Here is a 24,175-nt window from a genome sequence, read left to right as displayed (position 1 = left end):
GAACGTTGGCAACTGGGTCGCCTTTCTTACAGCGTTTCAGGACCGTCGCACTTCAGCAACCGCCGCGTTGCGGCAGCAATGAATTGGTGACAGTCTGGCACGCGAATTAGGGAGGGCGGGATGATATTCTTGTTTCTGCTGGCGATTCAGGCTGCACCAGCGAGCTTCGACGCGGTCGCCGCTGCTCCGGACAGTCACCGTGTCTTACTGGAAGACGACAAGATTCGCGTGCTGCGGGTCGAGGTGGCTCCCGGCGCGACCGAACCTGTCCACGATCACCGTTGCTCCAGCGTGATGTATTTCCAGCAGCCTCAGCCCATCACGTACATCGCCTACAAGCTGGTTGATGGAAAGCCGGTCGAAACCGAGCGCTTCGACGCGCCTGCCTTTGATACATCGCAAATGGTCAGGGGCGAACCAGAGGGGTTGCATGCCGTCAAGAACCGCGGATCGGCACCGTTCATCGCGGTAAGGATGGAGTTCAAAAGTCCAGTCGTAGGCAAAGCCAGATCATCTACGCTTCCTCAATGCACTTCAGATAACGGTTCGCGGAACGAAAGGTGATATTCTTTGCGTCGGTTTCCATATCCTGACCCTCGAACGCCCCGTACATTCGATCGAAGTCGATGCGACCGATCCGGTCGGTCATCATCTTGACGGTTCCCCCCGCCAGTGGAAGCATATTCGGATAGCTCCACATGAACGATATCCGGTCTGCGCCGGGTGTGATCTGGATAATGTCCCCCACGAGCAACGTGCCGTCATGCTTGTCCCAATGGAGGACGGTGCCGCCGGCAAAGTGACCGCCCAAATGAATCAACCGAACGCCTGGCAGCAACGTCAGGCTGTCATCGTTCCAGAATTGAATGGCGGCACGGTCGCGCATCACCCACTGCCGGTCGGCATCGTGGATATACACGGGCGCGCCAAAGGCGTCGGACCAGTCTTGCATGGTCGTATAGTAATGCGGATGCGAGACCGCGATTGCGTCGATACCGCCCAGCCCCTCGATCAGTTTCCGGGTTGCCGCGTCGAGGTTGGCAATACAATCCCACAGGATATTACCCGCTGGCGTGGTCAACAGGAATGCCCGTTGCCCGATCGCAAAGCGAGGCGTCGTTACGATGCCAAACAGGCCGGGCACATGCTCGCGCCAGCTATTGCTATGGCGAACGGCGATGGCTTCCCGATTGGTCCATTGTTGTCCGGCGCGCGGCACATACTGACGCTCGTCGTCGCAGATGGCGCAGCGGTCGGGCGGAAGTTCATCCGATTGATAGGACGTTCCGCATGCGACGCAGACATGGATCACAGCCGACTCTCATATCGTTGGAAGGTGGTCATCGCTCGAACAGGCGTTCGGGCAAACGGCGAAGTAGCAACACCAGGATCAGGAGGTCGAGTGCGACGACCGCGGTCGTCACCAGAAACGCCGCAGGGATCGATTGTTGTCGTTGATCGGGAACGATCGTGAAGTAGATCGTCGCGATCAACGCCGTGCCAAGCGCGCCCCCGATCTGCTGCACCGTCTTGTGCATGGCCCCGGCAACGCCGGCATGGTTCCGGTCGACATGGGCAAGGGTGATCGGACCGAGTGGCCCGCTAAGGGTGCCCATGCCGATTCCCGCGAGCAGGAGTGCGCCCCCGATCACGATCGTCGGCAGAGCCATCCATAGCGCCAGCGCCGTCGTCAGGCATCCGGTCGCCATCGCCAGGGCACCCGTCATTGGCACGCGACGCCCGTGACGAGGCAGTGCCTTGCGTCCGATCTGGCTGATCCCGGCCATCACGCCAAGACCGAACGGAACATGCAGCATGGCAACATCGATGGGCGCATAATCGAGGCCACGTTGCAGGGTCAGGCTGAACGTCAGGAGGAATCCTGCCGATGCTATGGCAAAGCCTGCCGTAGCGGTCAGTCCGATGCGAAAGCTGCTGTCGGTAAAGAGCGAGGGTTCGATCAGCGCCGAGCCGATTACCGTTCGTCGGCGCTGTTCGTAGCGCCAGAACGCGTACCATAGTCCGGTACTCGCGATGCCTGCCACCGCGGTCCACCACGGCCATCCCGCTGCCCGTCCTTCGATCAGCGGGAGGAGCAACGTACCGAGCGCGCCGAACAACAGCAGCGTCCCCGGCACATCGGGACGCAATGCCTGGCCGGACCGGCCGGGCGGCAACAGCGTCAGTCCGGCGATTAACGCCAGCACGCCGAAAGGCAGGTTGATGAGGAACACGCTACGCCACCCAAGACCCAGCGGACTCCATTCGATCAGCAGCCCGCCGATCACCGGACCGCCGATGGCCGCAAGGCCGCCAATGACACCGAAGGCAGCGAGACGGCCGATACGTTCGGTCGGCGAATAGAGCAGCTGGATCAGCGCCACGCCCTGCGGTGCCATGATCGCCGCTGCCGCACCTTGGGCAAGCCGGGCGATCGACAGGGCACTACCGTCCCGAGCAAGGCCGCAGGCAAGCGACGCGAGCGTGAAACCGACCACTCCGATCACGAACATGCGGGCATAACCGAACAAATCGCCCAGTCGTCCGCCGACGACCAACAACACGGCGAACGTCAGGAAATAGCCTGACACGACCCATTGCATCGCGCCATCGGACGCTGTCAGGGCAGTCTGGATCGCGGGCAGCGCGGTATTGACGATCGTCGAGTCCACGACGTCCATCACGAACGCAATCAGGACGGTAGCGAACGCAAGGCTACGCTGTCGTTCGCTCAACTGGCCTGAAACTACCGCATTTGCCACCTGATCGTTCCTTGCTTGACAGGGTTGCAGGTCATGGCAATACCGCGTATCAGAATGCAAGTTCTAATTGAGCCGGCGTACCGGTCGATTGCGTGGGAGAGGATTCGGATGATCGCCGACACACAGGACAAGACCGTCCGCAGCCCTGGCATCGGCCAGGGACTGACCGTCATTATCGCCGGCTTCCTGCCGATCCTCGCGATCGTGTCGCTGTTCCCGGCGGTACCCTCGATCATCGACCATTTCGCGGGGGATCCCAGTGCCGCATGGAAGGTGCCGGCGATGGTGTCGGCACCCGGACTGACCATCGCGATCTTCGCGTTGTTCGCCGGGATCCTGGTAGACAAGTTCGGACGCCGGAAGTTGCTGTTGGTGGCGACGCTGCTGTTCGGCGTGTTCGGGACCGCGCCGTTCCTGCTCGACAATCTCAACGCGATCTACGGATCGCGGCTGCTGCTCGGCATTGCCGAAGCAGCGATCCTGACAACCATGAACACGCTGATCGGCGATTATTGGGACGAAAAGGGGCGCCGCAACTGGCTGACGCTGCAAGGGTTGGCCGGGCCGTTCCTCGCCAGTGGCGTCATTCTCGCTTCGGGTTTCCTGACTGGCCTGCGCTGGAACGGTATCTTCCTGATCTACCTGATCGCGTTCCCGACCTTCGTTGCTGCCGCCAAGTTCCTGTACGAACCCAGCAGCGATGCGACCGCACGCAAGATGCTGGGCATCGGCAGCGCGTCGGCGCGCAGCCCGTTTCCGGCGGCATCGGTGGCATCGATCGGTGCGGTGACGCTGTTCGCTTCCGCGCTCTATTATGTGTTCATCATCAACGGCGGCATGGCGTTCCGCGAAGTCGGAATCCAGTCGTCACAGGAACTGGGCAAGCTGACCTTCATCCCCAGCCTGTTCGTCATGGTCGGCTCGCTGATCTTCTGGGCAACGGGACGTGCGCGTCCCGTCGTGCAACTCGCCATCTTCCTCGTGCTGATCGGCGGGGGGCTGACGACGATCGGGCTGGCACCCGACTGGCGCTGGATGGTCGCCGGTCTGGTCGTGCAGCAGACGGGGGCGGGGATGGCGGTGCCGACGCTGATCGCCTGGGCACAGACCAAGCTGCCCTTCGAACACCGCGGGCGCGGCATGGGCGTGTGGACGGCGTGCTTCTTTTTCGGGCAGTTCTCCAGCCCGTTCCTGGTTTCATTGTTCCGCGTCCAGACGGGCGCGATGCAGGGCGCGTTCCTCATCATGGGCGCGGCCGGGGTCGTCGGCGCGATCGCCGCGGTCCTTTTCGCCGCGACCCGGCGCGATGGCGGTACCCCCGTCGCCGCAGTCGCCTGATCCCGCATATTCCAAAAGGACATCGCCATGACGATCAAGCGGGGCGTGAGCCTCTACAGCTTCCAGAACGAAACCTTCCTCGGCAAGATGACGCTCGAAGATTGCATCCGCACGAGCGTCGAGCTCGGCGCGCCGGGGATCGAGATCATCGGCGAGCAGACCTTCTGGGGCTGGCCGGAAGTGGGTGTCGCCGATGAAAAGGTCGCCGAATGGCACCAGCTGATCGACAAATACGGGGCGGTGCCGGTCGCCCATGACTTCATGCTCGATTACAAGCGCTACAAGGGTCGGGAAATGCCCTTCGACGAACAGGTTGCGAGCGTGAAGAAGGATATCGACTTCGCCGCGCGGCTCGGTGTCAAATATATCCGCGCGCTGGTATCGATCGCGCCCGAGGTGCTGGTAGCGGCCGCGCCATACGCCGAGGAGAAGGCGATCAAGATCCTGATCGAAGTGCACGCGCCGCTGCATTTCGACCATCCATGGATCATCCGCCATGCCGAGGCTTTTGAGAAGTCGGGCAGCGACGCGCTCGGCTTCCTGCCAGACATGGGCATGTTCCTGTTCAAGTTCCCGCCGGTGTGGAAGGAGCGTTTCATGCGCAACGGCGTGCCGCACCACATCGCCGACTATATCGTCAAGGCATATGAGGACCGCGTTCTTAGCGAATATGTGATCCTGAACGTGCGCGAGATGGGCGGCGTCGGCCCGGCGATCGGCATGGCCGAAACGCTGCGCCACAATGCCGCGTTCGAACCGAAGCGGATGCTCGATTACATGCCCCGCATCCACAACATCCACGGCAAATTCTACCAGATGGACGCAGATCTGGTCGAACCGTGCATTCCCTATGACGAGATCGTCCGCGTACTCAAACAGGGCGGGTATGACGGCTACATCTGCTCGGAATATGAAGGCAATCGCTGGATCGAGGACGCCTATGAGGTCGACTCCGTCGAACAGGTCCGTCGTCAGCAAGAGATGCTCGGGCGGCTGATCGACGCCCCGACCCCCACCGCGCTCGCCGCCTGAAGGAATCCGAAATGTTCGACAACAAGATGATCGTGGACGATAGCCTCAAGGCGACCGCCGATGGTTTCAGCATCGAAGCGCGGCTGCCTTATTATCGCGGGCTTGGCCTGTCGATGATCGAGAACGTGGCGGTCACCATCAATGGTGAGACGGTGCCGCGCGAGGACGTGACGCTGACGCTCCGTGGCCGAACGTGGACGCTCGACGAGCTGGAAACCGAATATGGCGACCGGTGGAACTTTGGCGAGAAGGCCGTGGTCGGCTGCAAGCGCGCCGCCGGCCTGACGCCGGGCGAGCACCACGTTGAACTGGCCGAGACCATGCGCATCTCGTACCTGCCGTTCGTACCAACAACGAAGGACGCCAAGATGCTTCGGCTGATGGCATGATGTCCGGTCCTGGTCTTAATCGCCGTTCGGTGTTGGCAGGTGCCGCGACCACTGCGTTGGTCGGCATGACCGGAACGGCGATCGCGGCGGGACCACGAACCGAAGCCGGCTGGCGGCCGCTGTTCAACGAAAACAACCTCGACGGTTGGACCTTCTATCAGGACGGCATCGGTGCCCGCGACACGCTGGGCGTCGTCGCGATCGACGATGGCGTCCTGCATTTCCACGGGCGCGACTATCGGGGGCCGGATAAGGCTGCGTTCGGACACATCGCGACGATCGACAGCTGGTCCAACTATCATCTGCGTCTTCAATATCGATGGGGTCAGGCCCGCTTCGCGCCGCGTGCCTTGCAGCGCCGCAACAGCGGGATCCTGTATCATCTCGGTCCAGAGCGCGACCGGTTGTTTCCCGACGGCGTCGAGTTTCAGGTCGAAGAGGGCGATGTCGGCGACGCCATCATGATCAATACGCGGGCCCTCGCCGGCCCCGTTTTGGGAGGGACGCCGCTATGGCCGACCTATTTCCCGGGTCTGCCGACGACCTACGAGCCGCCGGTCGTCGCTGGCGGCATTGCCCGTCAATGGTTCCGTCATACCGGCGCCTATGAGACGCTCGATGGCTGGAACACGCTGGACCTCTATGCTTTCGGCGATCAGGCTGCCCATCTGGTGAACGGACGGATCGTCATGACCCTGTTCGCGATGCGCGAGCGAGGCGAGACGCCGCTGACGGGTGGTCGTATCGCGCTCGAATTCGAGGCGGCGGAAATCATGTATCGGGATGTTATGATCCGGGCGCTTTCGGCGGAGGATATTCAACGTCTGAAGGCCGGCGGCGCCTGATCGACCGGCCCGCTCCCCGACCGGTGGACGGGGAGCGGAACCGTTACCGAACCGCGCGGTCGATCATCGGATAGCGAGCGATGACCGCCATCTGCGCCACCAGGCATGCGACGACCGGCGCGTAGTAAAGCCAGCGCAGCCCCGTAGCGACGTCCGCGCCGCCCCGGCCGGGAACATATCCGATAGCTGCCAGCCCGAACGCGACCAGCGCACCGCCGAGCGCCATGCCGATCTTGGTCGACAGGCTGATCCCCGACGACAACAGCCCTTCGTTGCGGGTACCGGTCCGTTGTTCGTGATACTCGATCGCCTCGGCCGCCATCGCGAAGATCGCGGTCATGGTGATGCTGAGCAGCACCGATCCGGCAAGGTAGAGCGTCAGGAAGGCGACGGTCGACCCTTCGGCCAGCGGCAGCAGCGCGAACAGCGGCAGCGCAACCAGCAGCGCGATCAGGTTGCCGCGCCGCATTCCCATCCGCTTCAGATAGGGCGGGGCGAGGATCGAGCCGATCAGCAACGTGCCCGACACCGCCGGGAGCAGGATCGAGATCATCCACGGCTTGCCCAGCACGTTGATCGCGAAGAACGGCGTGATCGCCAGCACCGCGCCGAAGCGGACGAAGTTGAGCAGCGCGAACAGGAAGACGGTGTTCCACGCCCGGTTGCCGATCATTGCCCGCACCTGCGGCCAGATCGCCTGGGCGAGCGGTTGCGCGACGGCATGGACCTGTTCGGGACAACGCAACAGATTGAGCGTGGTCAGGGTGGTCAGCAGCCCGAACAACCCGGCGACGAGCAGAAAGCCCGTTGCCTGGTCGCCGCCGCCCAATGCGCCGACCAGCGGCATCGTCGCCGAGGTGGCGACGATAACCGAGATCGCCGTGCCGGCGGCGCGCAGGCTGCCGAGCGCAAGGCGCTCTCCATTGCGGTTGGTCATCATCGGCAGCAGCGCACCGTACGGGATGTTGACCACCGAAAAGAGGATGCCGAGCGCGCCGAACGTGACGACCGCCCATGTCAGGCGTCCCGTCTCTCCGACCGGCGGCATCCAGAACGTCGCGGCACAGAGCAGCCCGAACGGCACGGCACCCCATTTGAACCACGGACGCGCACGCCCGCTGCGTCCGTGCGTCCGATCGACCGCAAGGCCGATGATCGGGTCGATCGCCGCGTCGGCCAACCGCGAGACCAGCAGCAAGGTGCCGACCGCTGCCGCGGGGAGCAGTGCGACGTCGGTGTAGAAGAACAGCAGGAACGCCCCCACCATGTTCCACGACAGACCGAAGCCGAAGTCGCCAAGGCCATAGGCGACCTTGGCCGACGCCGGGAGCGGCGGCGAAGCGTCGGGAGACGCGTCGGGAGACGCGTCCAGCATGTCGTCCATGACCTTCAGACCCCCGGCGCGGCGCGGTGACGGCCGGGGACGGGCGGGGCCGTGAAGGCGGATCGCCCCGCGATGCAGGCGGTAGGATACATGGGTGTTCACTCCGGGCGGCACCGACCCTGCGGCACCTGGCGGGATGTGCCCGCTAGCAAACGGGAATCAGATCGCGCCTTCCTTCAGCATCGACACGGCGGTCGCGCAGGCGCGCGCGGTCAGTGCCATGTAGGTCAGCGACGGGTTCTGGCAGGCCGACGACGACATCTGCGCACCATCGGTGACGAACAGGTTGGGCACGTCGTGCGCCTGGCTCCATTTGTTCAGCACGCTGGTCCGGGGGTCGTGTCCCATCCGCGCGCCGCCCATTTCGTGGATCGCCGACCCGCCGGGGCTGGGCTGGTCGAGTCCCATGATGACGTGACCGCCAGCGGCGGTCAGCATCGCGGCAGCCTCCGCCTTCGCCTCGGCCAGCGCGGCGCGTTCCTGCGCGCCATGTTCGAACGCGATTCGCATCGCGGGCAGGCCGTTGGCATCCTTGACCGTCGGATCGAGGGTGATGCGGTTGCTCGCGCGCGGCATCGAGTCCGCAAAGGCGACCAGCACCATCCGCCACGGCCCCGGTTCGCGCAGACCGTCCTTGTACTCGGTGCCGATGCCGGCGTCGCGCTTGCCCCGCGTCCATGCTGCCCGGAACGCTCCGCCCTGATAGGAGAAGCCGCGCGAGTGCCCCTTGCCGTCGAGCGTATCGAGGTTGCGGAAGCGGGGAATGACGACGCCGGTCGGCCGATTGCCGAAATAGGTGTGGTCTTCGAATCCCGGCATGATCGCGATGCCGGCGACGGTCTGCGCATGGTCCATGATATGCGTGCCGAGCACGCCGCTCGAATTGGCAAGGCCGTTGGGATTTGTCGCGTCGGCGGAGCGAAGCAGGACGCCGACGCTGTTGAACGATCCCGCGTTCAGGAACACGATACGGGCCGTCACCCGTTTGCGATCACCGTTCCCGGTGTCGATGAAGCGGACGCCGGTCGCGCTGCCGGTAACCGGATCGTATTCGACGGCCTCGACCACCGCACCGGTGATCAGCGTCAGATTGCCGGTCTTTTGCGCGGCCGGCAACGTCGAACTCTGCGTCGAGAAATAGGCGCCATAGGAACAGCCGCGCGCGCAGATCGAGCGATACTGGCACGCCGCGCGCCCCTGATCGGGCTTGGCGACGGTCAGGTTGGCGTTGCGCCCGATGGTCAGCCGCCGTCCGGTCCAGCGTTCGCCGATCACCGTGCGAACATGTTCCTCGACAGGGTTGAGCGCCATCGGCGGCAGGAACCGCCCGTCGGGCAATTGCGGCAACCCTTCGGCCATGCCCGCCACGCCGACGAACTCCTCGACCTTGTCATACCAGGGCGCGATGTCGGCGTAGCGGATCGGCCAGTCGGTGCCATGGCCGTCGCGACGATTGGCGTCGAAGTCGTAATCCGACCAGCGATAGCATTGCCGACCCCATGACAGCGACCGGCCGCCCAGATTATAGCTGCGCCACCAGTTGAATTCGGTCGCGCCTTCGGTCGTGTACGGATTCTCGCGGTCGTTGACGAAGCGGTCCTGCGTGAATTCGGTGAAGTGGCGGTTCTTGCGCTGCACCGCATAATCGGTTTCGTACAGCGCGGCATCGCCGAGGCCGCGAAATTCCAGATCCCACGGTGCCTTCGTCTCGTTGGTATAGCCCGCGCCATGCTCCACCATCGGCCCGCGTTCGAGCATCAGGACCTTCAGCCCCGCCTCGGTAAGTTCCTTGGCCGCCCAGCCACCGGTGATTCCCGATCCGACGACGATCGCGTCGAACATTGCGTCTGCCATCAACTGAACTCCACTGCGGTCCAGTCGCTCGACCATGCGCGGCTGCCGGGGACAAAGGGTAGGTCCGGTTCCCATTTCCCGGGAACCAGTTCATATTGCAGCTCGCGCGATCCGCCGATTTCGGACGTGTAATAGGCGGTGAGTATCAGCGCCTTGAGCTTCTTCCACGGCGACTCGGGCGCATCGCGAGCGGTTTCGGCGAACGCTTCGGCATCGACCGCGGCGAGTGCCGCTTGCCGGCGAGCGGGAGCGGCCCGCAGGAAGTCGCCCTGCGCGCGGCTGTCGAGTTGCCATTCGAGCCAGTCGAGATAATCGAGCGTGCCGTCGCGGCGCAGATGGCGGGCGACGGTGACCGGCAGCGCCGCACCGGCGGCCGGCGCGCGGGTCCCGTCGAGGCCGTGGGCGAGCGCCAGAACGACGAAGTCATGCGCGCCGATATCGCCCGCACCGGGCGTCGCGGTCCGCGGGATCACCCCTTGCGCTGCCGCGCGCAACACCATGCGTTGCCGGTCGGTGACGTCGTTGGTGGTGTCGGTCATCCGTACGGCCGCGACGGGTATTCCCACCACCAGCGCGAACAGCGCAGCACCGCCCAACGTGTCGCGCCGGGTCCAGCCTGTTTCGGCCATGACGCTCCTCATCCTCGTTCGAGCGCCGCTTGGATGCGACGCTTATCAGAATTATTATTCTGATTTGAACGTGGATGGGGGGAGTTGTCAAGCGGGCTGGCGGTTTCCCTTCGGCTCGGTCGCCAAATATGCGGCGAGCATGTCGCCCAGATCATTCTTCAAGTGATTCCAGTCGCCTTCGCCCGCGGCGTCGAGCGACGAACCGAACCCCAGATAGCGGGCGATCGCGGCATAGACGATGCGGAACCCAGCATCGGCGGCGTGGCGCGGATGGGGGTGCCGGATTTCCTTCTCACAGGTCAGCAACGCATCGATCACCGCTTCGCTGGTGCGCGAATAGCTGCGCTTGCCGATCGAGGCGATGACGGGATCGCCGCTCGCGCGCAGCATCAACGGGCGCATCACCTCGGCATAGCGGCGCAGCACGTCGGCGATCGACTGGACCAGATCATGGACCATTTCGACCAGGTCGGACCCACGCGCCTGTACCGCCGCGATCGCGGCCAGCATGTCGGTATCGACGCGCTCCAGCACGCGCAGCTGCACGACATGGACAAGGTCGTCCTTGCTGTCAAAGCGACAATAGATCGATCCGATCGACACCTTGCCGTGCCTGGCCACTTCGTTGAGCGTGAATTCGTCCGATCCGCGCTCGGTCATCAACTGTTCGGCAGTGACCAGCATGCGTTCGAAGCTGGCCTTGCTGCGGCCCTGCTGCGGCACACGCGCCTTCGCCATGATCGTTTCGATATCCATCGGCACCCCATTGACAGCCCCCGGATCGGCGGCATATCAGAATAACAGTTCTAATTTCAGTTTAGGCCACTCGGCAACGGGCGGCAACCTCGGACCGGGATAACCGGGCGTGAAAAGGGAGAGGTCGAATGCGTTTCTCGGTGTTCCTCAATGCACGTTCGATGGCGCCGGAGCAGGACCGCGCGCTGATCCATGCCCTGACCAGCCATGCCGAACATGCCGCTGCGCTCGGCTTCGACGCGCTCTTCCTGCCCGACCATCATTTCAACGGTTATATGCCGATCGCCAGCGACAGCTATATGTTCGCGTCCTATCTGGCGGCGAAGTTCCCGCACATGCATTTCGGCTTTTCGGTCACCTCGGTCCCGCTGCATCATCCGGTGCGCTTCGTCGAACGGATCAACATCCTCGACCAGTTGACCGACGGCAAGCTGCTGGTCGGCGTCGGTTCGGGCACCACGCCCGAGGAGATGATCGGCTTCGGCGTCGATTACCGCGATGCCGGTGCGATCGCCGAAAAGAATCTCGCGCTTGCCGAACAGCTCTGGGCGAAGACGATGGACGACCCGGCGGTCGAGATCGACAACGGTCCGCACCAGGGCCGCGTCCTGCAGCGCATTGCGCCCGCGGCCTATAGCGAGGGTCATGCGCGACTGATGCCGGTGGCGATGAAGGAATCGAGCGCACGCCGTGCCGCCGAGAATGCGTGGCCGGCGTTCATCCCCGCCTTCACCCCGCCGCAGATCGGCGGGACGGAGCCGATGAAGCATGTCGCCAAGTTCTTCGGCATCTATCGCACGATGCTCGAGGAAGCAGGCCACAGCGCCGAGAAGATCGCCCGCGCGCTCGACTGGACGACGCATACCTACCAGCTCGTCCATGTCGCCGACAGCGACGAACAGGCCCGCGACGAGATGATGGCGATCCTGCGCGCCTATCAGGATGCGATCGAACGCGAGGCGGAATTCAACGCTCGCGCCGAATCAAACGACGCGAACAGGAAGACCGACCGGACGCCGAACGCACTGACGGAGGACTGGATCGGCACCTGGTGCCTGTACGGCTCGCCCGAAACGGTGATCGAGCATCTGAAGCCGTACGAAGAACTCGGCATCGGCAACATCCTGTGCGGCACCACCACCGGGCCGCTGACCGACGAACGGCTGCGATTGGGCGACCAGACGCTGCGCCTGCTGTCGGAAAAGGTCATGCCCGCATTCAAGAAGGCTTGAAAGCGATGGCACGTCATATCGTAGGGATTGGCGGTACCTTCCGCCCGCGGTCGTCGAGCGAGATGCTCGTGCGCGCCGTGCTTGCCGAATGCGAGGGACTGGGCGCGCGGACGACGATGTTCGACGGGCCTGCGCTCGCCGCGTTGCCGCACTTCAACCCCGAACGCCCCGAACGCACGCCCGAACAGGCAGCGTTCGTCGCCGCGCTGCGCGACGCCGACGGGCTGGTGATCGGGACGCCGGGGTATCACGGCGGCGTGTCGGGGGTCGTGAAGAACGCGATCGACCTGCTGGAGGATCTGCGCGGCGATGAGCGTGTGTATTTCGACGGGATGCCGGTCGGGCTGATCGTCTCGGCGGCGGGATGGCAGGCGGGTGGCGTCACGCTGGCGGCATTACGGGGCATCGTCCATGCGATGCGCGGCTGGCCGACCCCGGCGGGAATCGCGATCAATTCGATCGCGCAAAAGCCGTTCGGAAGCGAAGGCGAACTCGCCGACGCCGGGGTCGCAGGACAGATCGCGACGATGGCGCGCCAGATCATGGCCTTTCGTCTGGAGCCGGTGGCGTGACCGCGCTGACCATCGCCGAGCAGGCGAGCCTTACCGCCGGTGCCTCGATGTGGCGCACGGCCGCGATCCCGCATGCGGACATCGCGTCGCTGCATCTGAGCGACGGGCCGATGGGTATCGCCAGCGGGCGGGTCGACGAACGCGACGTCGCCCGGCTGTCGCCCTGTGCCACCGCGCTTGGTGCCAGCTTCGACCTGTCGCTGATCGAACGGGTCGGCGCGCTGGTCGGGGGCGAAGCGGTGCGCTGCGGCGTCGACATGGTGCTGGCGCCCAACGTCAATCTGGCGCGCAGCCCGCTGGCCGGACGGGCGTTCGAATATTATTCGGAAGACCCGCTGCTGACCGGCCTTGCCGGCGCTGCGTGGACGCGTGGTCTGCAATCGACCGGCACCGGTGCGTGTGTGAAGCACCTGGTGTGCAACGACAGCGAAACCGACCGCGACCGGATGAACGCGGTCGTGGGCGAACGCGCCCTGCGTGAAATCTATCTCCTGCCCTTCGAACTGTGCGCGGCGGCCGGGGCGGGGGCGATGCTCACCGCCTATAACCGGGTGAACGGGACATGGTGCGCCGAACACGGCCACATCTCCACGATCGTCAAGCAGGAGTGGGACTTTGCCGGCCCGTTCATCAGCGACTGGTTCGGGACGCATTCGACGGCCGGTAGCCTGAACGGTGGTCTCGACCTCGAAATGCCCGGTCCCGCGCGCTTCGTGGGGGCGAAGGCGATCGGCGCGGTCGAAGGGGGCGAGGTGCCTGCCAGCCGTCTCGCCGATGCCGCCGACCGCGTCGCGCGCGCCGGGCGGCGCTGGTCGGGTACGAAGACCCCGCCGACCGAGGATGCCGACGCGCTGCTGGTCGAAGCGGCGGCGGCGGGCATGGTGCTGTTGCGCAACGAAGGCGACCTGTTGCCGCTCGTCCCCGGACGACACGCCCGTATCGCGGTGATCGGCCCCAACGCGGCGGCCCCCTGTTATCAAGGGGGCACCTTTGCCAAGATCGCGCTGTCGCCCGATGCGTTGCGCCCGCTCGACGCGATCCGCGCGCGCTACGGCGATACCGCGATCGTCTATGAACCGGGCGTCGATCCGCAGCCGCGGCTGCCGTCGATGCCGGTGGTTCCGCTCGGTGGTGCCGGGCGCGGCATGACCGTGGACTATTTCGCCGACACCGATCTTGGCGGCGAACCGATCTTCACCGAGGTGCGCGACACCAATTCGCTGGTCTGGTTCGTCGGTGTCCATGACGAAGGGGTGTTCGATCGTCCCGCCGGCGTGCGGGCGAGCGGTTGGTTCACCGCGACGATCAATGGTGCGCATCGTTTCTATGTCGGCGCGACCGGCGCGGTGCGGATGCGCGTCGACGGCCGCATCGTCCACGACCATGCCGAACGTATGGCCGCCTCCGACGTCATGGGATCGCTCAAGCGGGGCGATGCCGACAGCGTCGAGGTGCAGCTGTCCGCCGGGCAGCGGGTGCTGGTCGAGGTCGAGTTCACCTATGACGGCGCACGCGTCCACGGCCTGTGGTACGGGGTCCGTGGCCCCCACAGCGCGGCGGCGATGCTCGCGCGCGCCGTCGATGCCGCCAGGACCGCCGACGCGGTACTGCTGATGGTCGGCGAAACGTCTGATTCCAGCGTCGAGAGCAAGGACCGCGCCGATACCGCCCTGGCCGCCGATCAGGTCGCGCTGATCGAGGCAGTCTGCGCGGTGAACGCCAGCGTCGCGATCGTCGCCAATATCGGTCACGCCTTTGACGCGGGCTGGAGCGACCGGGCGGCGGCGTTGCTGTCGGCATGGTATCCGGGCGAGGGGTTCGGCCCCGCGCTCGCGGCCGTGCTGGCGGGCGATGTCGAACCGGGCGGACGCCTGCCGGTGACGCTGGCACGGCGCGAGGAAGATTACCCCGCACTTGCCCTGCAACCGGACGATGTGGGCGACCTGCGCTACGACGATGATGTGCTGGTCGGCTATCGCGGGTTTGCCGCGCGCGATCGTACGCCGCTCTACGCTTTCGGCGCCGGGCAGGGTTATACCCGGTTCGAATGGATCGGGGCCGTCGCCGATGGTCGCGACGTGGTGGTCACGCTCCGCAATGTCGGCACCCGCACCGGCAGCGAGGTGGTCCAGCTTTATCGCCACGACCCGGAATTCGCGCTGGTCGGCTTTGCCAGGGTCGTGATCGCGGCCGGCGAAACGGCGGTCGTGCGTGTCACGCCCGAAGCCCGGATGTTCCGTATCTGGGCCGGCGATGGCTGGCAGAACCGGACTGCCGCGCGCCTGTCGGCCGGGCCGGCAAGCGACCGTCTTGTCCTTGCAGTGGAGATCACCCCATGAACCGGATCGTCGCTTCCGCCCTGCTCGCCACGACACTGATCGCCGCCGGCGCGCCGGCCCGCCCGCGTGCGTCGGAAACCGAGCGCAACCGGGCGATCGTCACGGCCTTTGCCGACCAGTTCTACGGTCGCCGCGATGTCGCCGGCGCGTTCGAAAAATTCGTCGTATCCGACTATATCCAGCATAATCCCGGCCTGCCCGATGGTCGCGACGCGGCCGTCGCGGCGCTGGCACCCAAATTCGCAGCGCCCGGCGCACGGTTCGACGTGAAGCGGATCATCGTCGACGGCGACCTGGCCGTCATCCACCTGCACGGCCGGGCTGATCCGGCCAGCGCCGGCGGGGCGGTGGCCGACATCTACCGGTTGAGGGACGGCAAGATCGTCGAACACTGGGACGTGATCCAACCGATCCCGGCGACCGCGCGCAATCCGCATCCAATGTTTTGACATGCCGCGAAATTAAATGCGCTTCGGGATGACCGGAGGCACTTGACTCAAGTTTTAAATAGAATAGCAATTCTAGTTCTGAACGAGGGGCGGATACGCCTCCGACATCATGGAGAGGGGATCGTATGACGACGTTCCGCCGCATCGCCAGCATGGCGCTTGCTAGTACTGCCATCTGGGTCGCTGCCCCGGCATGGGCGCAGACCGCCGAACCGACCGGGGCGACGCCACCGACCACGGCCAACGACACGACGACGCAACGCGACGACAGCCAGCTCGAAGAGATCATCGTCACCGCGACCAAGGTCACGACCCGACTGCAGGACACGCCGATCGCGATCCGCGCCGTCAGCGGTGCCGATCTGACCAAAGCCGCCGTTACCGACGTCAGCGGCTTGCAGCGTCTGGCCCCCGACCTTGGCATCACGCCCGATTCGGTGTTCACGAAGATCGCGATCCGCGGCGTTTCCAGCCAGGATATTTCCGAAAGCGCCGACCCGGCCCTCACCGTCTCGATCGACGGCGAATATGTGAACCGCCCGGTCGCGCTGAACGCCAACTTCTTCGACCTCGAACGGATCGAAGTGCTGCGCGGTCCGCAGGGCACGTTGTTCGGTCGCAATTCGACCGCCGGCGCGCTGAACATCGTCGCGGCCAAGCCGGTTCTGGGCAGCTTCGAAGGATCGGCCACCGCCGGCTATGGCAACTATAACGCGATCTATGCGACCGGTGCCGTCAACGTACCGCTGGGCAACGACGTCGCGATCCGCATCGCCGGTCTGCACAACGAACATGACGGCTATGTCGACAACGGCTCGCTGGCCGGACAGGGCGACGACGCCAATGTCGATGCGGTGCGCGGCAGCATCCTGTTCGCGCCGGGCGCGCTCGAAGTCTATCTGGCCGGCGAATATGTCGATGTGAACCAGACGGGTCCGGTACAGTATGGCCTGCTGGTCAACGGCGCGACGCCGGGCCTTACCGAACTGCCCGCGTCGGTCGCACCGCCCGCAACCTATCCGACGCTGACGCAGCGGTTGGTGCCGAGCTTCGTCGATCTGCCGCAGACGTTCGACCCGGCCAGCTTCCCGATCGGCCGGCGCGGCAATTTCAAGAGCCAGCAATATGCGGTGCGCGGGCGTGTCGCCTACGACTTCGGTCCTGCGACGCTCAGCTATATCGGCGGCTATCGCCACGTCGACAACCAGGTCATCCTGCCGCAGAACGGGTTCCTGCCCGAACAGTTCACCTTCTACAACGACCGCTACGACACGCGCACCCACAGCCACGAAGTCCGGCTGAACGGCGGCGCGCAGGGCAGCTTCGTCTGGCAGGTCGGCGGCTTCTATTTCCACGAGAACCAGATCATCGCGCGCGGCCTGTACCTGCCGCTGGCCAGTGCCTTCGCGAACTTCTTCTATCGTCCCTATGTGAAGTCGGAATCCAAGTCCGCTTTCGCGCAGGCGACCTATTGGCTGGTGCCCGATACGCTCAGCTTTACCGGCGGCGTGCGCTATACCGACGACAAGAAGAATGCCGAATACATCAATTATGGCTTCTTCCGCACCCAGAACATGGTGCGTCCGCCTGCCGACGGCAGCGGCCCCGGCGCGGTCATCCGCTTCCCGTCCTATGCCGAGGACAAGATCACCTGGACCGCGGGCGTCGAATACAAGCCGGCGCGCGACAACATGCTGTATGCCAAGGTCAGCACCGGATTCAAAAGCGGCGGCTTCGATCTGGTCGGCGCGTTCAATGCGGAAAATCTGACCGCCTATGAAATCGGATCGAAGAACCGGTTCCTGAACAACACGCTCGAATTCAACGCATCCGCCTTTTACTACGATTACCAGGACCAGCAGGTGCAGGTCTATATCGACACCACGGTCGGCGCGCGGACGTTCAACGCGGGCAAAAGCCGGGTGTGGGGCATCGAAACCGACACCACGGTCAAGCTTTCGCCGCGCGACCGCCTGAGCCTGATCGTCAACTATATCGATGCGAAGCTGCAGGACTTCGCCGGCATTCCCGCCCCGACGCTGACCAATCCCCCGGCCAACGTACCGCGGCTGACGCTCGACCTCGCCGGCAATGCCGCGCCGCAGGCACCGAAATGGACGATCGGCATCAACTACAACAAGTCGATCGACCTCGGCCAAGGCTATGAACTGGTCGCCAACGGGTTCAGCCGGTTCAAGTCGGAATATTACCTGACCGCGTTCAACTATCGCGGCGATCGGGTCGAAGCGTTCACGACGACCGATCTCAGCCTAGAACTGAACCTGCCGGGCGATAAGCTCAGCCTTCAGGGTTATGTCCGCAACGTCGAGAACAACCGGGTGAAGACCTATGCCGGTTTCACCGGCGGCGGCATCAACATCTACAACTGGAACTTCGGCCAGCCGCGCACCTACGGCGTGCAGGGTACGTTCCGCTTCTGACAATCCCCAAACCGGGTCGGCGCTCGACGCGCCGGCCCGTCCCTTTTTCCCGAATGGAGGCGAGCATGGCCCGCGTTTCTGAAATCCGGTTCGTCGGTTATGCCGTACCCGATCTGGCGGCCGAGCGCCGCTTCTACGCCGATGTCTGGGGGTTGACCGAGGTGCCGTCGGCCGACGGCATGGCCTATTTTGCCGCCGAAGGAACCGACGAGAAATATGTCGTCCGTCTGCGGGAGGACGCGACGCAGCGGATCGACGTCATCGGCTGGGCTGCCGAGACACGCGCCGATGTCGATGCGCTGTTCGAACAGGTGAAGGCGAACGACGGCAAGATCATCAGCGAACCGCATGATCTGGACACGCTGGGCGGTGGCTATGGCTTCCGCTTCTTCGACCCCAACGGCTTCACGCTCCAGATTTCGGCGGACGTCGAACGCGGGACCAAGCGCGAACTGGCGAAGGGCGAGGCGATCCCGGTCAAGATCAGCCACGTCGTCATGCACTCGCCCGACCACAAGGCATTGGTCGCATGGTATGAAAGGGCGCTCGGCTTCCGCGTGTCGGACTGGCTGGGCGATTTCATGTGCTTCATGCGCTGCAACAGCTGGCATCACCGGCTGGCGTTCCTGCCGGGACCGCCCTGCTTCAACCATGTCGCCTATGACGTGCTGACCATGGACGACATGATGCGCGGCGTCGGCCGGCTGAAGCGCAACGACGTCGACATCAAATGGGGGCCGGGACGCCACACTGCGGGCAACAACACCTTCAGCTATTTCACGACGCCCAACAACAATGTCGTCGAGTATACGTCGGAACTGGAGGAGGTCGACGACGACCATCACCAGCATCAGGTCCATGTGCCCCGCCCCGATACGATGGACCAGTGGGGCAGCGGTATCGGCGGTCCGCAGACCATGCCCAAGCCCGCGCCCGATGCCGGGCTGTGGCAGGCGGCGGTGGCGTAAGCGATATGGCGCTGTACGAACCCTTCCCTAATTACATCTGGAACCTGTCGGTCGCGATCGCGATGGAGTCGGGGGCGCAGCTCGGCGAGATCATCGACATGTGCCAGCCGCTCACGCAAGCGGCGGCGACCGGTGCGGATGCCGGCACGCCGCAGTTCATGGCGGCATGGGCGGCGATGGGTGACAAGCTGATCGCGCTGGCCGCCGAGGATGCGGCAAAGGGACGGTCCTTTTCCGCATCGAACAAGCTGGAGCGCGCGTCGCTCTACCTGTTCACCGCCGAACGGATGCAGGGCCATGGCGCGCCGGGGCGCAAGGAAACCTATGCCAAGGCACGCGAGGCGTTCGACCGTTCGACGGTGCTGGGCGCGCTGAACCGTGAGCGGGTCGAGATTCCGCTGGCGACGGGCACGATGCCTGCACTCTACACCCGCGCGCCGGGCGAGGGCGCCAAGCCGGTGGTCGTGTTCTGCAACGGGCTCGACAGCTGCAAGGAGCTGCTGTTCTGGACCCGGTTGCCGCACGAACTGGAGCGGCGTGGCATTTCGACGCTGTGCGTCGATCAGCCGGGGTCGGGGGAAGCATTGCGGTTGCAGAACCTGCCCGTCGATCCGCACAGCGAGCATTGGGCGAGCAGGGCGGTCGACTGGCTGGAGCAGCAGGCCGATGTCGATCCTGATCGCATCGGCATGACCGGCATTTCGCTGGGCGGCCATTTCGCGCCGCGCGCCGTCGCATACGAACCGCGCTTCGCCAGCGGCGCGGTGTGGGGTGCGAACCACAATTGGCGTGAGGTGCAGGACAAGCGCATGGCGCGCGAGGGCGAGAACCCCGTCCCGCATTACTGGAAGCACGTCCACTGGGCGTTCGGCGCCAGCGACCAGGACGATTTCCTCGGCAAATCGGAGGCGATGAACCTCAACGGCGATATGGAGCGCATCAAGGTGCCGTTCCTCGTCACCCACGGCGCGAACGACCGGCAGATCGGCGTCGCGTACGCCGACGACCTCTACGACCAGCTGATCAACTCCCCCCGCCGTGAAAAGGTGATCTTCACAGCCCGCGAAGGCGGGGTCGAGCATGTCGGCGCCGACAACATGGCCTATGGCCGCGACCTGCTGGCCGACTGGTTCGCCGAGACGCTGGGGGGTGCCACGGCATGACCCGCCGCATCCTCGATCTTTCCATCGCGATCGACCCGGACGTCGTCACCGATCCGCCGTTCATGCGACCGACCATCACCCGCCAGACCCATGCCGATACGGTGGCGGAAGCGGCGATGTTCTTTCCCGGCATCACCGCCGACGAGATGGCGGGTGGCGAGGGCTTCGCCGCGTCCGAGTCGCTGACGCTGTCGACCCACAACGGCACGCATCTAGATGCACCGTGGCACTATCATCCGACGATGGACGGCGGAAAGCCGGCGCTGACCATCGACGAAATCCCCCTCGACTGGTGCCTGCAATCCGGCGTCAAGCTCGACTTTCGGCATTTGCCCGACGGCCATGTCGTGACCGCTGCCGAAGTCGAGGCGGAACTGGTGCGGATCGGCCATACGCTGCGCCCGCTCGACATCGTGCTGGTCAACACTGCCGCCGGCGCGGCGCTGGGGCGGCCCGACTTTCTCGGCAAAGGTTGCGGCATGGGCTATGACGCGACCATGTACCTGACCCGCCAGGGGGTACGGGTCACCGGCACCGATGCGTGGAGCTGGGACGCACCGTTCAGCCACACCGCCGCCAAAGTCGCGGAGACCGGAGACTATTCTCTGGTGTGGGAAGGGCACAAGGCCGGGCGCGACATCGGCTATTGCCACATGGAGAAGCTCACCCAGCTCGACCAGCTGCCCGCCACCGGGTTCATCGTGTCGTGCCTGCCGGTCAAGGTGAAGCGCGGATCGGCAGGCTGGTGCCGTGCGGTCGCGATCTTCGAGGACGGCAAGTGAGACTCGCGACCCGCGCTGACGGCAGTCGCGACGGCACACTGGTCGTCGTGTCGGACGACGCGCAGCGGTGTCTGCCCGCCCACATGACGTTGCAAGCGGCGCTCGACGACTGGACCCGGACCGAGCCAGCGTTGCGCGTGCTGGCACAGCGGCTCGACGCGGGGCAGGGCGAGCCGCTCGATACCGCCACGCTGCTCGCCCCGTTGCCGCGTGCATGGCAATGGCTCGACGGCTCGGCTTTCCCCACGCACGGGCACCTCATGCAGCAGGCGTTCAAGCTGCCGCCGATCGAGACGACCAAGCCGCTGATGTATCAGGGCATGTCGCATCGCTTTTTGTCGGCGACCGAGGACGTGCCGTTCCCCAGCGAGGCCGATGGCATCGATTTCGAAGGCGAGTTCGCGGTCGTCACCGGCGACGTGCCGATGGGGTGCCGCGCCGACGAGGCGCTCGACCATATCCGCCTGATCCTGCTCCTCAACGACTGGTCGCTGCGCACGATCGCACCGGTCGAGATGAAGACCGGGTTCGGTTGGGTACAGGCCAAGCCAGCCTGTTCGGTCGCGCCGTTTGCGGTGACGCCGGACGCACTGGGCGACGCATGGGCCGATGGCCGCGTCTGTCTGCCGCTGACCGTCGAGATCAACGGCGAATGGTTCGGCAGCCCGGTCGGTAGCGCCATGGCCTGTGGCTTTCACGACTTGATCGCCCACGCCGCGCGCACCCGCGATTTGCCCGCCGGCACGATCATCGGATCGGGCACCGTGTCCAACGCCAACCATGCCAAGGTCGGATCGACCTGTCTGTCCGAACGCCGCGCCATCGACGCGATCGCCGGTCGGCCCCTCACGCCGTTCCTCAGCTTCGGTGACCGGGTCACGATGCACGCCGGCGACCGCTTCGGCACCCTTGGCCAACGGGTCGTCCAGCGGTGATCCACGCCTACCTCTCCAGCCCCGAGGAAATCATCGACGAGGCCCGTAACGGGCGGATGGTCACCGGGGTCGACAAGCTCGGCATCGACCTGATGGCGCGCAACAACGGCTTTGGGCTGGACACCGTCGATGAACGGCCGCTGCGGGACACCGCGTAACAAATTTCAACCTGCCGTCACCGGCACGCACGATGTCGGGGTGGCCAATTTGGGAGTGGACGATGCGGATGAAGGATCAGGCCGGGATGCGCCGGTTCGAGGATGCACGCTGTGCAGCGATGGCGATCAGCGCGCTGACGGCATTGGTCGGGTCGTTCTGGATGGCCGGCATCCTGTACTGAACGGGGGCAGCGATGCGCTGCGACCGATCGGCAGTTCGCCACCCGTTACAAACTTGATTATCGCACCGATTATTGTACCAGACGAACCACAAAATAGCGGGCAGGCGCTCGCCAGGCATACGGGGTGCGGTGCGCACCACGGGGCCGTAGAATGGGAAGGGTCCTATGTCTGCGGTCTATCAGCTATCATCCTGTATCGAATGGCAATTCGCCGAAGCGGGCGATCTTGCCGCGCGGCTTCGCGCCGCCAGGGACGCCGGGTTCCATCTCGCCGAGTTTCACCTGTGGCGCGACAAGCCGGTCGAGGCGATTGCCACCGCGCTGGATGAAACCGGTATGCGGTTGACCAGCCTGTGCGTCGATCCGCGCCGTTCGATCGTCGACCCCGCCGAGCGCGACGCGATGGTCACCGCGGTACGGGAAACGATCGCGGCGACCGCGATCCTCGGCAAGCCGAACCTGATCGTCGCATCGGGCTTCCGTGTCGATGGAATGAGCGAGGAAGAGCATTTCACCAATGCCGTCGCCGCGCTGCGCGCCGCCGCCGATGCGGCCGAGGATGCCGGGGTCCTGCTGCTTCTCGAACCACTCAACACCCGGTTGTTCGCGACCATGTATCTGGTCAGTACCAAGCTCGGCCTCGATCTGGTCGAGGCGGTGAACAGCCCCAACCTGCGCCTGCTCTACGATGTCTGGCACAGTGCGGTGATGGTCGAGGATATGGGCGCCGTGCTGGCGGGGCGGGTCCACCTAGTCGGGCATGTTCAGGTCGCCGACATGCCCGATCGCAACGAACCGGGCACCGGGACGCTCGACTGGCGGCTGATCGCGCAGACGCTGCGTACGATCGGCTATGATGGGGCGATCGGGCTCGAATATTTTCCGACGATGCCAATGGATCAGTCGCTGGCCCAATCCCGGCGGAAGCTATCCGACTGACGTCGCCGAGACCCTTTTACCTTCGGGACGCGAACGACCGCGTCCTTCAATTGCGGAATTCATCCATGCATAGCGATCAATTCGCGATCAGCCTCGATCTGGTCAATCGCCATTATCAGGAACCCAACCGAAACCGGTACGAGAGCAAGTATTTCTGGGAAGAGCTATACCCGCTGATCGGCGCAGCAGGGTTTCGTTCGATCGAGATTCCTTATGAACCGGTGTGGCAGTTTGGCGGACGCAGCGGCGTTCCGATGAACCGCTATTGCGTCAACACCAAATACCAGAATGCGGACAAGTATCGCGCGGCGCTGGCGAAGGGTGACATCGATCGGGTCACCGGGGTGACGTTCGATTCCAACCTGTTCATGCGCAACGCCAACCTCGATTTCTATTTCGGTGCCACCGGGCATTTTGCGGGCGAAGCACTGGGTCATGCCGCCGATCTGAAAGCCGATTATCTCGCGATCAGCCCGTCGGCCTATTATGGCCGTATCGCGCACTATCATCCTGATCTGGAGGACAAGGCAGCGGCGTTCACCGACCGGATGGCCGACCTGCTCGGCGGCCTTGCGGCAAAGGCACAAGCAGCGGGCGTCACGCTGGTGCTGCGCAACGAATATTGGAGCCTGTTCCGCGGCGAACGCATCCTGACGTTGCTCGACCGGTTGCCCGACAGCGTGAAGCTCGACGTCGATACCGCGACCCTGACGATCGCGGGGATCGATCCGGTGGCGTTCGTCGCCGCGCAGCGCGACCGGATAGGGTGCGTCCACCTGACCGATACGAGCTTCGTCGATACCGCCGGGACGTGGAAGACGCCCAACCCGGAATTCCCGGAGGACCGCGCGACGCAGGTGTTCCGTGATCCGGGCACGGGTACCGTCGACCTCGGCGCTATTGTCGCTCTACTGGAGCAGACCGGCTATGCCGGACCGATCGTGTGCAGCGCCCGCCAGACGCGCGACCCCTTCCGGGCGTTGCTGCGCACCCGCGCGCTCATGAACCGACTACAGAATTAAGCCG

Annotated in this window: 23 protein-coding genes; 17 read left to right on the top strand and 6 right to left on the bottom strand. The window is 64.7% G+C overall.

Annotated elements, in window-relative coordinates:
• Positions 1 to 120 precede the first annotated feature (120 nt).
• On the top strand, positions 121 to 564 hold the full coding sequence (locus tag ASE91_RS18570; protein WP_235530287.1) for a hypothetical protein: 444 nt from the start codon (positions 121 to 123) through the stop codon (positions 562 to 564).
• On the opposite strand, the gene ASE91_RS03460 is transcribed toward ASE91_RS18570, so the two are convergent.
• A complete protein-coding gene (locus tag ASE91_RS03460; RefSeq protein ID WP_056622659.1) occupies positions 515 to 1,312 on the bottom strand; it encodes an MBL fold metallo-hydrolase in 798 nt (265 codons plus the stop codon). The two genes, ASE91_RS18570 and ASE91_RS03460, sit on opposite strands and share 50 nt — an antisense overlap.
• A 28-nt stretch (positions 1,313 to 1,340) precedes the next feature.
• Positions 1,341 to 2,762 (bottom strand): MFS transporter, encoded by a 1,422-nt coding sequence (locus tag ASE91_RS03455; protein ID WP_156357639.1) that lies wholly within the window; start codon positions 2,760 to 2,762, stop codon positions 1,341 to 1,343.
• A 108-nt stretch (positions 2,763 to 2,870) separates the two neighbouring features.
• Between ASE91_RS03455 and ASE91_RS03450 the strand changes: the two genes are divergently transcribed.
• From ASE91_RS03450 to ASE91_RS03435, 4 genes are read left to right on the top strand one after another with little or no spacing between them, the layout of a single operon-like run.
• Positions 2,871 to 4,100, top strand: a complete 1,230-nt coding sequence (locus ASE91_RS03450; RefSeq protein ID WP_056622655.1) for an MFS transporter — start codon at positions 2,871 to 2,873, stop codon at positions 4,098 to 4,100.
• A gap of 21 nt (positions 4,101 to 4,121) precedes the next feature.
• Complete coding sequence (locus tag ASE91_RS03445) at positions 4,122 to 5,132, top strand: sugar phosphate isomerase/epimerase family protein (RefSeq protein ID WP_156357638.1); 1,011 nt, start codon at positions 4,122 to 4,124, stop codon at positions 5,130 to 5,132.
• A gap of 11 nt (positions 5,133 to 5,143) precedes the next feature.
• Complete coding sequence (locus tag ASE91_RS03440; RefSeq protein ID WP_056001310.1) at positions 5,144 to 5,521, top strand: C-glycoside deglycosidase beta subunit domain-containing protein; 378 nt, start codon at positions 5,144 to 5,146, stop codon at positions 5,519 to 5,521.
• Positions 5,522 to 5,550: 29 nt separating this feature from the next.
• A complete protein-coding gene (locus ASE91_RS03435) occupies positions 5,551 to 6,366 on the top strand; it encodes a 3-keto-disaccharide hydrolase (protein WP_235530286.1) in 816 nt (271 codons plus the stop codon).
• A 43-nt stretch (positions 6,367 to 6,409) separates the two neighbouring features.
• Here the strand turns inward: ASE91_RS03435 and ASE91_RS03430 are convergent, their stop codons facing one another.
• The 4 genes from ASE91_RS03430 to ASE91_RS03415 all read right to left on the bottom strand — a co-directional run bounded on the left by ASE91_RS03430 (position 6,410) and on the right by ASE91_RS03415 (position 10,989).
• Positions 6,410 to 7,750: an MFS transporter gene (locus ASE91_RS03430; protein WP_056001316.1), complete on the bottom strand. Its 1,341-nt coding sequence runs from the start codon at positions 7,748 to 7,750 to the stop codon at positions 6,410 to 6,412.
• 159 nt (positions 7,751 to 7,909) lie between these two features.
• Positions 7,910 to 9,604, bottom strand: a complete 1,695-nt coding sequence (locus ASE91_RS03425; protein WP_056622651.1) for a GMC oxidoreductase — start codon at positions 9,602 to 9,604, stop codon at positions 7,910 to 7,912.
• Positions 9,604 to 10,233 (bottom strand): gluconate 2-dehydrogenase subunit 3 family protein, encoded by a 630-nt coding sequence (locus ASE91_RS03420; RefSeq protein ID WP_056622649.1) that lies wholly within the window; start codon positions 10,231 to 10,233, stop codon positions 9,604 to 9,606. The genes ASE91_RS03425 and ASE91_RS03420 overlap by 1 nt, the downstream gene beginning before the upstream one ends.
• 87 nt (positions 10,234 to 10,320) lie before the next feature.
• Positions 10,321 to 10,989: a TetR/AcrR family transcriptional regulator gene (locus ASE91_RS03415; RefSeq protein WP_056001324.1), complete on the bottom strand. Its 669-nt coding sequence runs from the start codon at positions 10,987 to 10,989 to the stop codon at positions 10,321 to 10,323.
• A gap of 128 nt (positions 10,990 to 11,117) precedes the next feature.
• Between ASE91_RS03415 and ASE91_RS03410 the strand changes: the two genes are divergently transcribed.
• The 12 genes from ASE91_RS03410 to ASE91_RS03360 all read left to right on the top strand — a co-directional run bounded on the left by ASE91_RS03410 (position 11,118) and on the right by ASE91_RS03360 (position 24,171).
• Complete coding sequence (locus tag ASE91_RS03410; RefSeq protein WP_056001327.1) at positions 11,118 to 12,221, top strand: LLM class flavin-dependent oxidoreductase; 1,104 nt, start codon at positions 11,118 to 11,120, stop codon at positions 12,219 to 12,221.
• A 5-nt stretch (positions 12,222 to 12,226) separates the two neighbouring features.
• Positions 12,227 to 12,793, top strand: coding sequence for an NADPH-dependent FMN reductase (locus ASE91_RS03405; protein ID WP_056622647.1), 567 nt, complete (start codon positions 12,227 to 12,229; stop codon positions 12,791 to 12,793).
• Entirely contained in the window at positions 12,790 to 15,132 is a 2,343-nt protein-coding gene (locus tag ASE91_RS03400; protein WP_056622645.1) for a glycoside hydrolase family 3 C-terminal domain-containing protein, read from the top strand. The genes ASE91_RS03405 and ASE91_RS03400 overlap by 4 nt, the downstream gene beginning before the upstream one ends.
• On the top strand, positions 15,129 to 15,581 hold the full coding sequence (locus ASE91_RS03395; protein WP_056622643.1) for a nuclear transport factor 2 family protein: 453 nt from the start codon (positions 15,129 to 15,131) through the stop codon (positions 15,579 to 15,581). Before ASE91_RS03400 ends, ASE91_RS03395 begins: the two co-directional genes overlap by 4 nt.
• 125 nt (positions 15,582 to 15,706) lie before the next feature.
• On the top strand, positions 15,707 to 18,022 hold the full coding sequence (locus ASE91_RS03390; protein WP_056001337.1) for a TonB-dependent receptor: 2,316 nt from the start codon (positions 15,707 to 15,709) through the stop codon (positions 18,020 to 18,022).
• A 65-nt stretch (positions 18,023 to 18,087) separates the two neighbouring features.
• Positions 18,088 to 18,990 carry a VOC family protein gene (locus ASE91_RS03385; protein ID WP_056002285.1) on the top strand — a complete coding sequence of 301 codons (903 nt, stop codon included), beginning with the start codon at positions 18,088 to 18,090 and terminating at the stop codon, positions 18,988 to 18,990.
• Positions 18,991 to 18,995: 5 nt separating this feature from the next.
• Positions 18,996 to 20,153, top strand: coding sequence for an alpha/beta hydrolase family protein (locus tag ASE91_RS03380; protein ID WP_056622641.1), 1,158 nt, complete (start codon positions 18,996 to 18,998; stop codon positions 20,151 to 20,153).
• Complete coding sequence (locus tag ASE91_RS03375) at positions 20,150 to 20,935, top strand: cyclase family protein (RefSeq protein ID WP_056622639.1); 786 nt, start codon at positions 20,150 to 20,152, stop codon at positions 20,933 to 20,935. The genes ASE91_RS03380 and ASE91_RS03375 overlap by 4 nt, the downstream gene beginning before the upstream one ends.
• Positions 20,932 to 21,870, top strand: a complete 939-nt coding sequence (locus tag ASE91_RS03370) for a fumarylacetoacetate hydrolase family protein (RefSeq protein ID WP_056622637.1) — start codon at positions 20,932 to 20,934, stop codon at positions 21,868 to 21,870. The genes ASE91_RS03375 and ASE91_RS03370 overlap by 4 nt, the downstream gene beginning before the upstream one ends.
• Entirely contained in the window at positions 21,867 to 22,028 is a 162-nt protein-coding gene (locus tag ASE91_RS19115) for a hypothetical protein (protein WP_156357637.1), read from the top strand. Before ASE91_RS03370 ends, ASE91_RS19115 begins: the two co-directional genes overlap by 4 nt.
• Positions 22,029 to 22,375: 347 nt before the next feature.
• The gene (locus ASE91_RS03365; RefSeq protein ID WP_056622635.1) at positions 22,376 to 23,149 is read left to right on the top strand and encodes a TIM barrel protein; all 774 of its coding nucleotides are present in this window, start codon (positions 22,376 to 22,378) and stop codon (positions 23,147 to 23,149) included.
• Positions 23,150 to 23,214: 65 nt separating this feature from the next.
• The gene (locus ASE91_RS03360) at positions 23,215 to 24,171 is read left to right on the top strand and encodes a sugar phosphate isomerase/epimerase family protein (protein ID WP_056622633.1); all 957 of its coding nucleotides are present in this window, start codon (positions 23,215 to 23,217) and stop codon (positions 24,169 to 24,171) included.
• Positions 24,172 to 24,175 lie beyond the last annotated feature (4 nt).

Origin of the sequence: Sphingomonas sp. Leaf62 (assembly GCF_001421915.1) — a bacterium.
Taxonomy (GTDB): domain Bacteria; phylum Pseudomonadota; class Alphaproteobacteria; order Sphingomonadales; family Sphingomonadaceae; genus Sphingomonas.
This window is presented reverse-complemented; position numbering and strand designations above follow the sequence as displayed.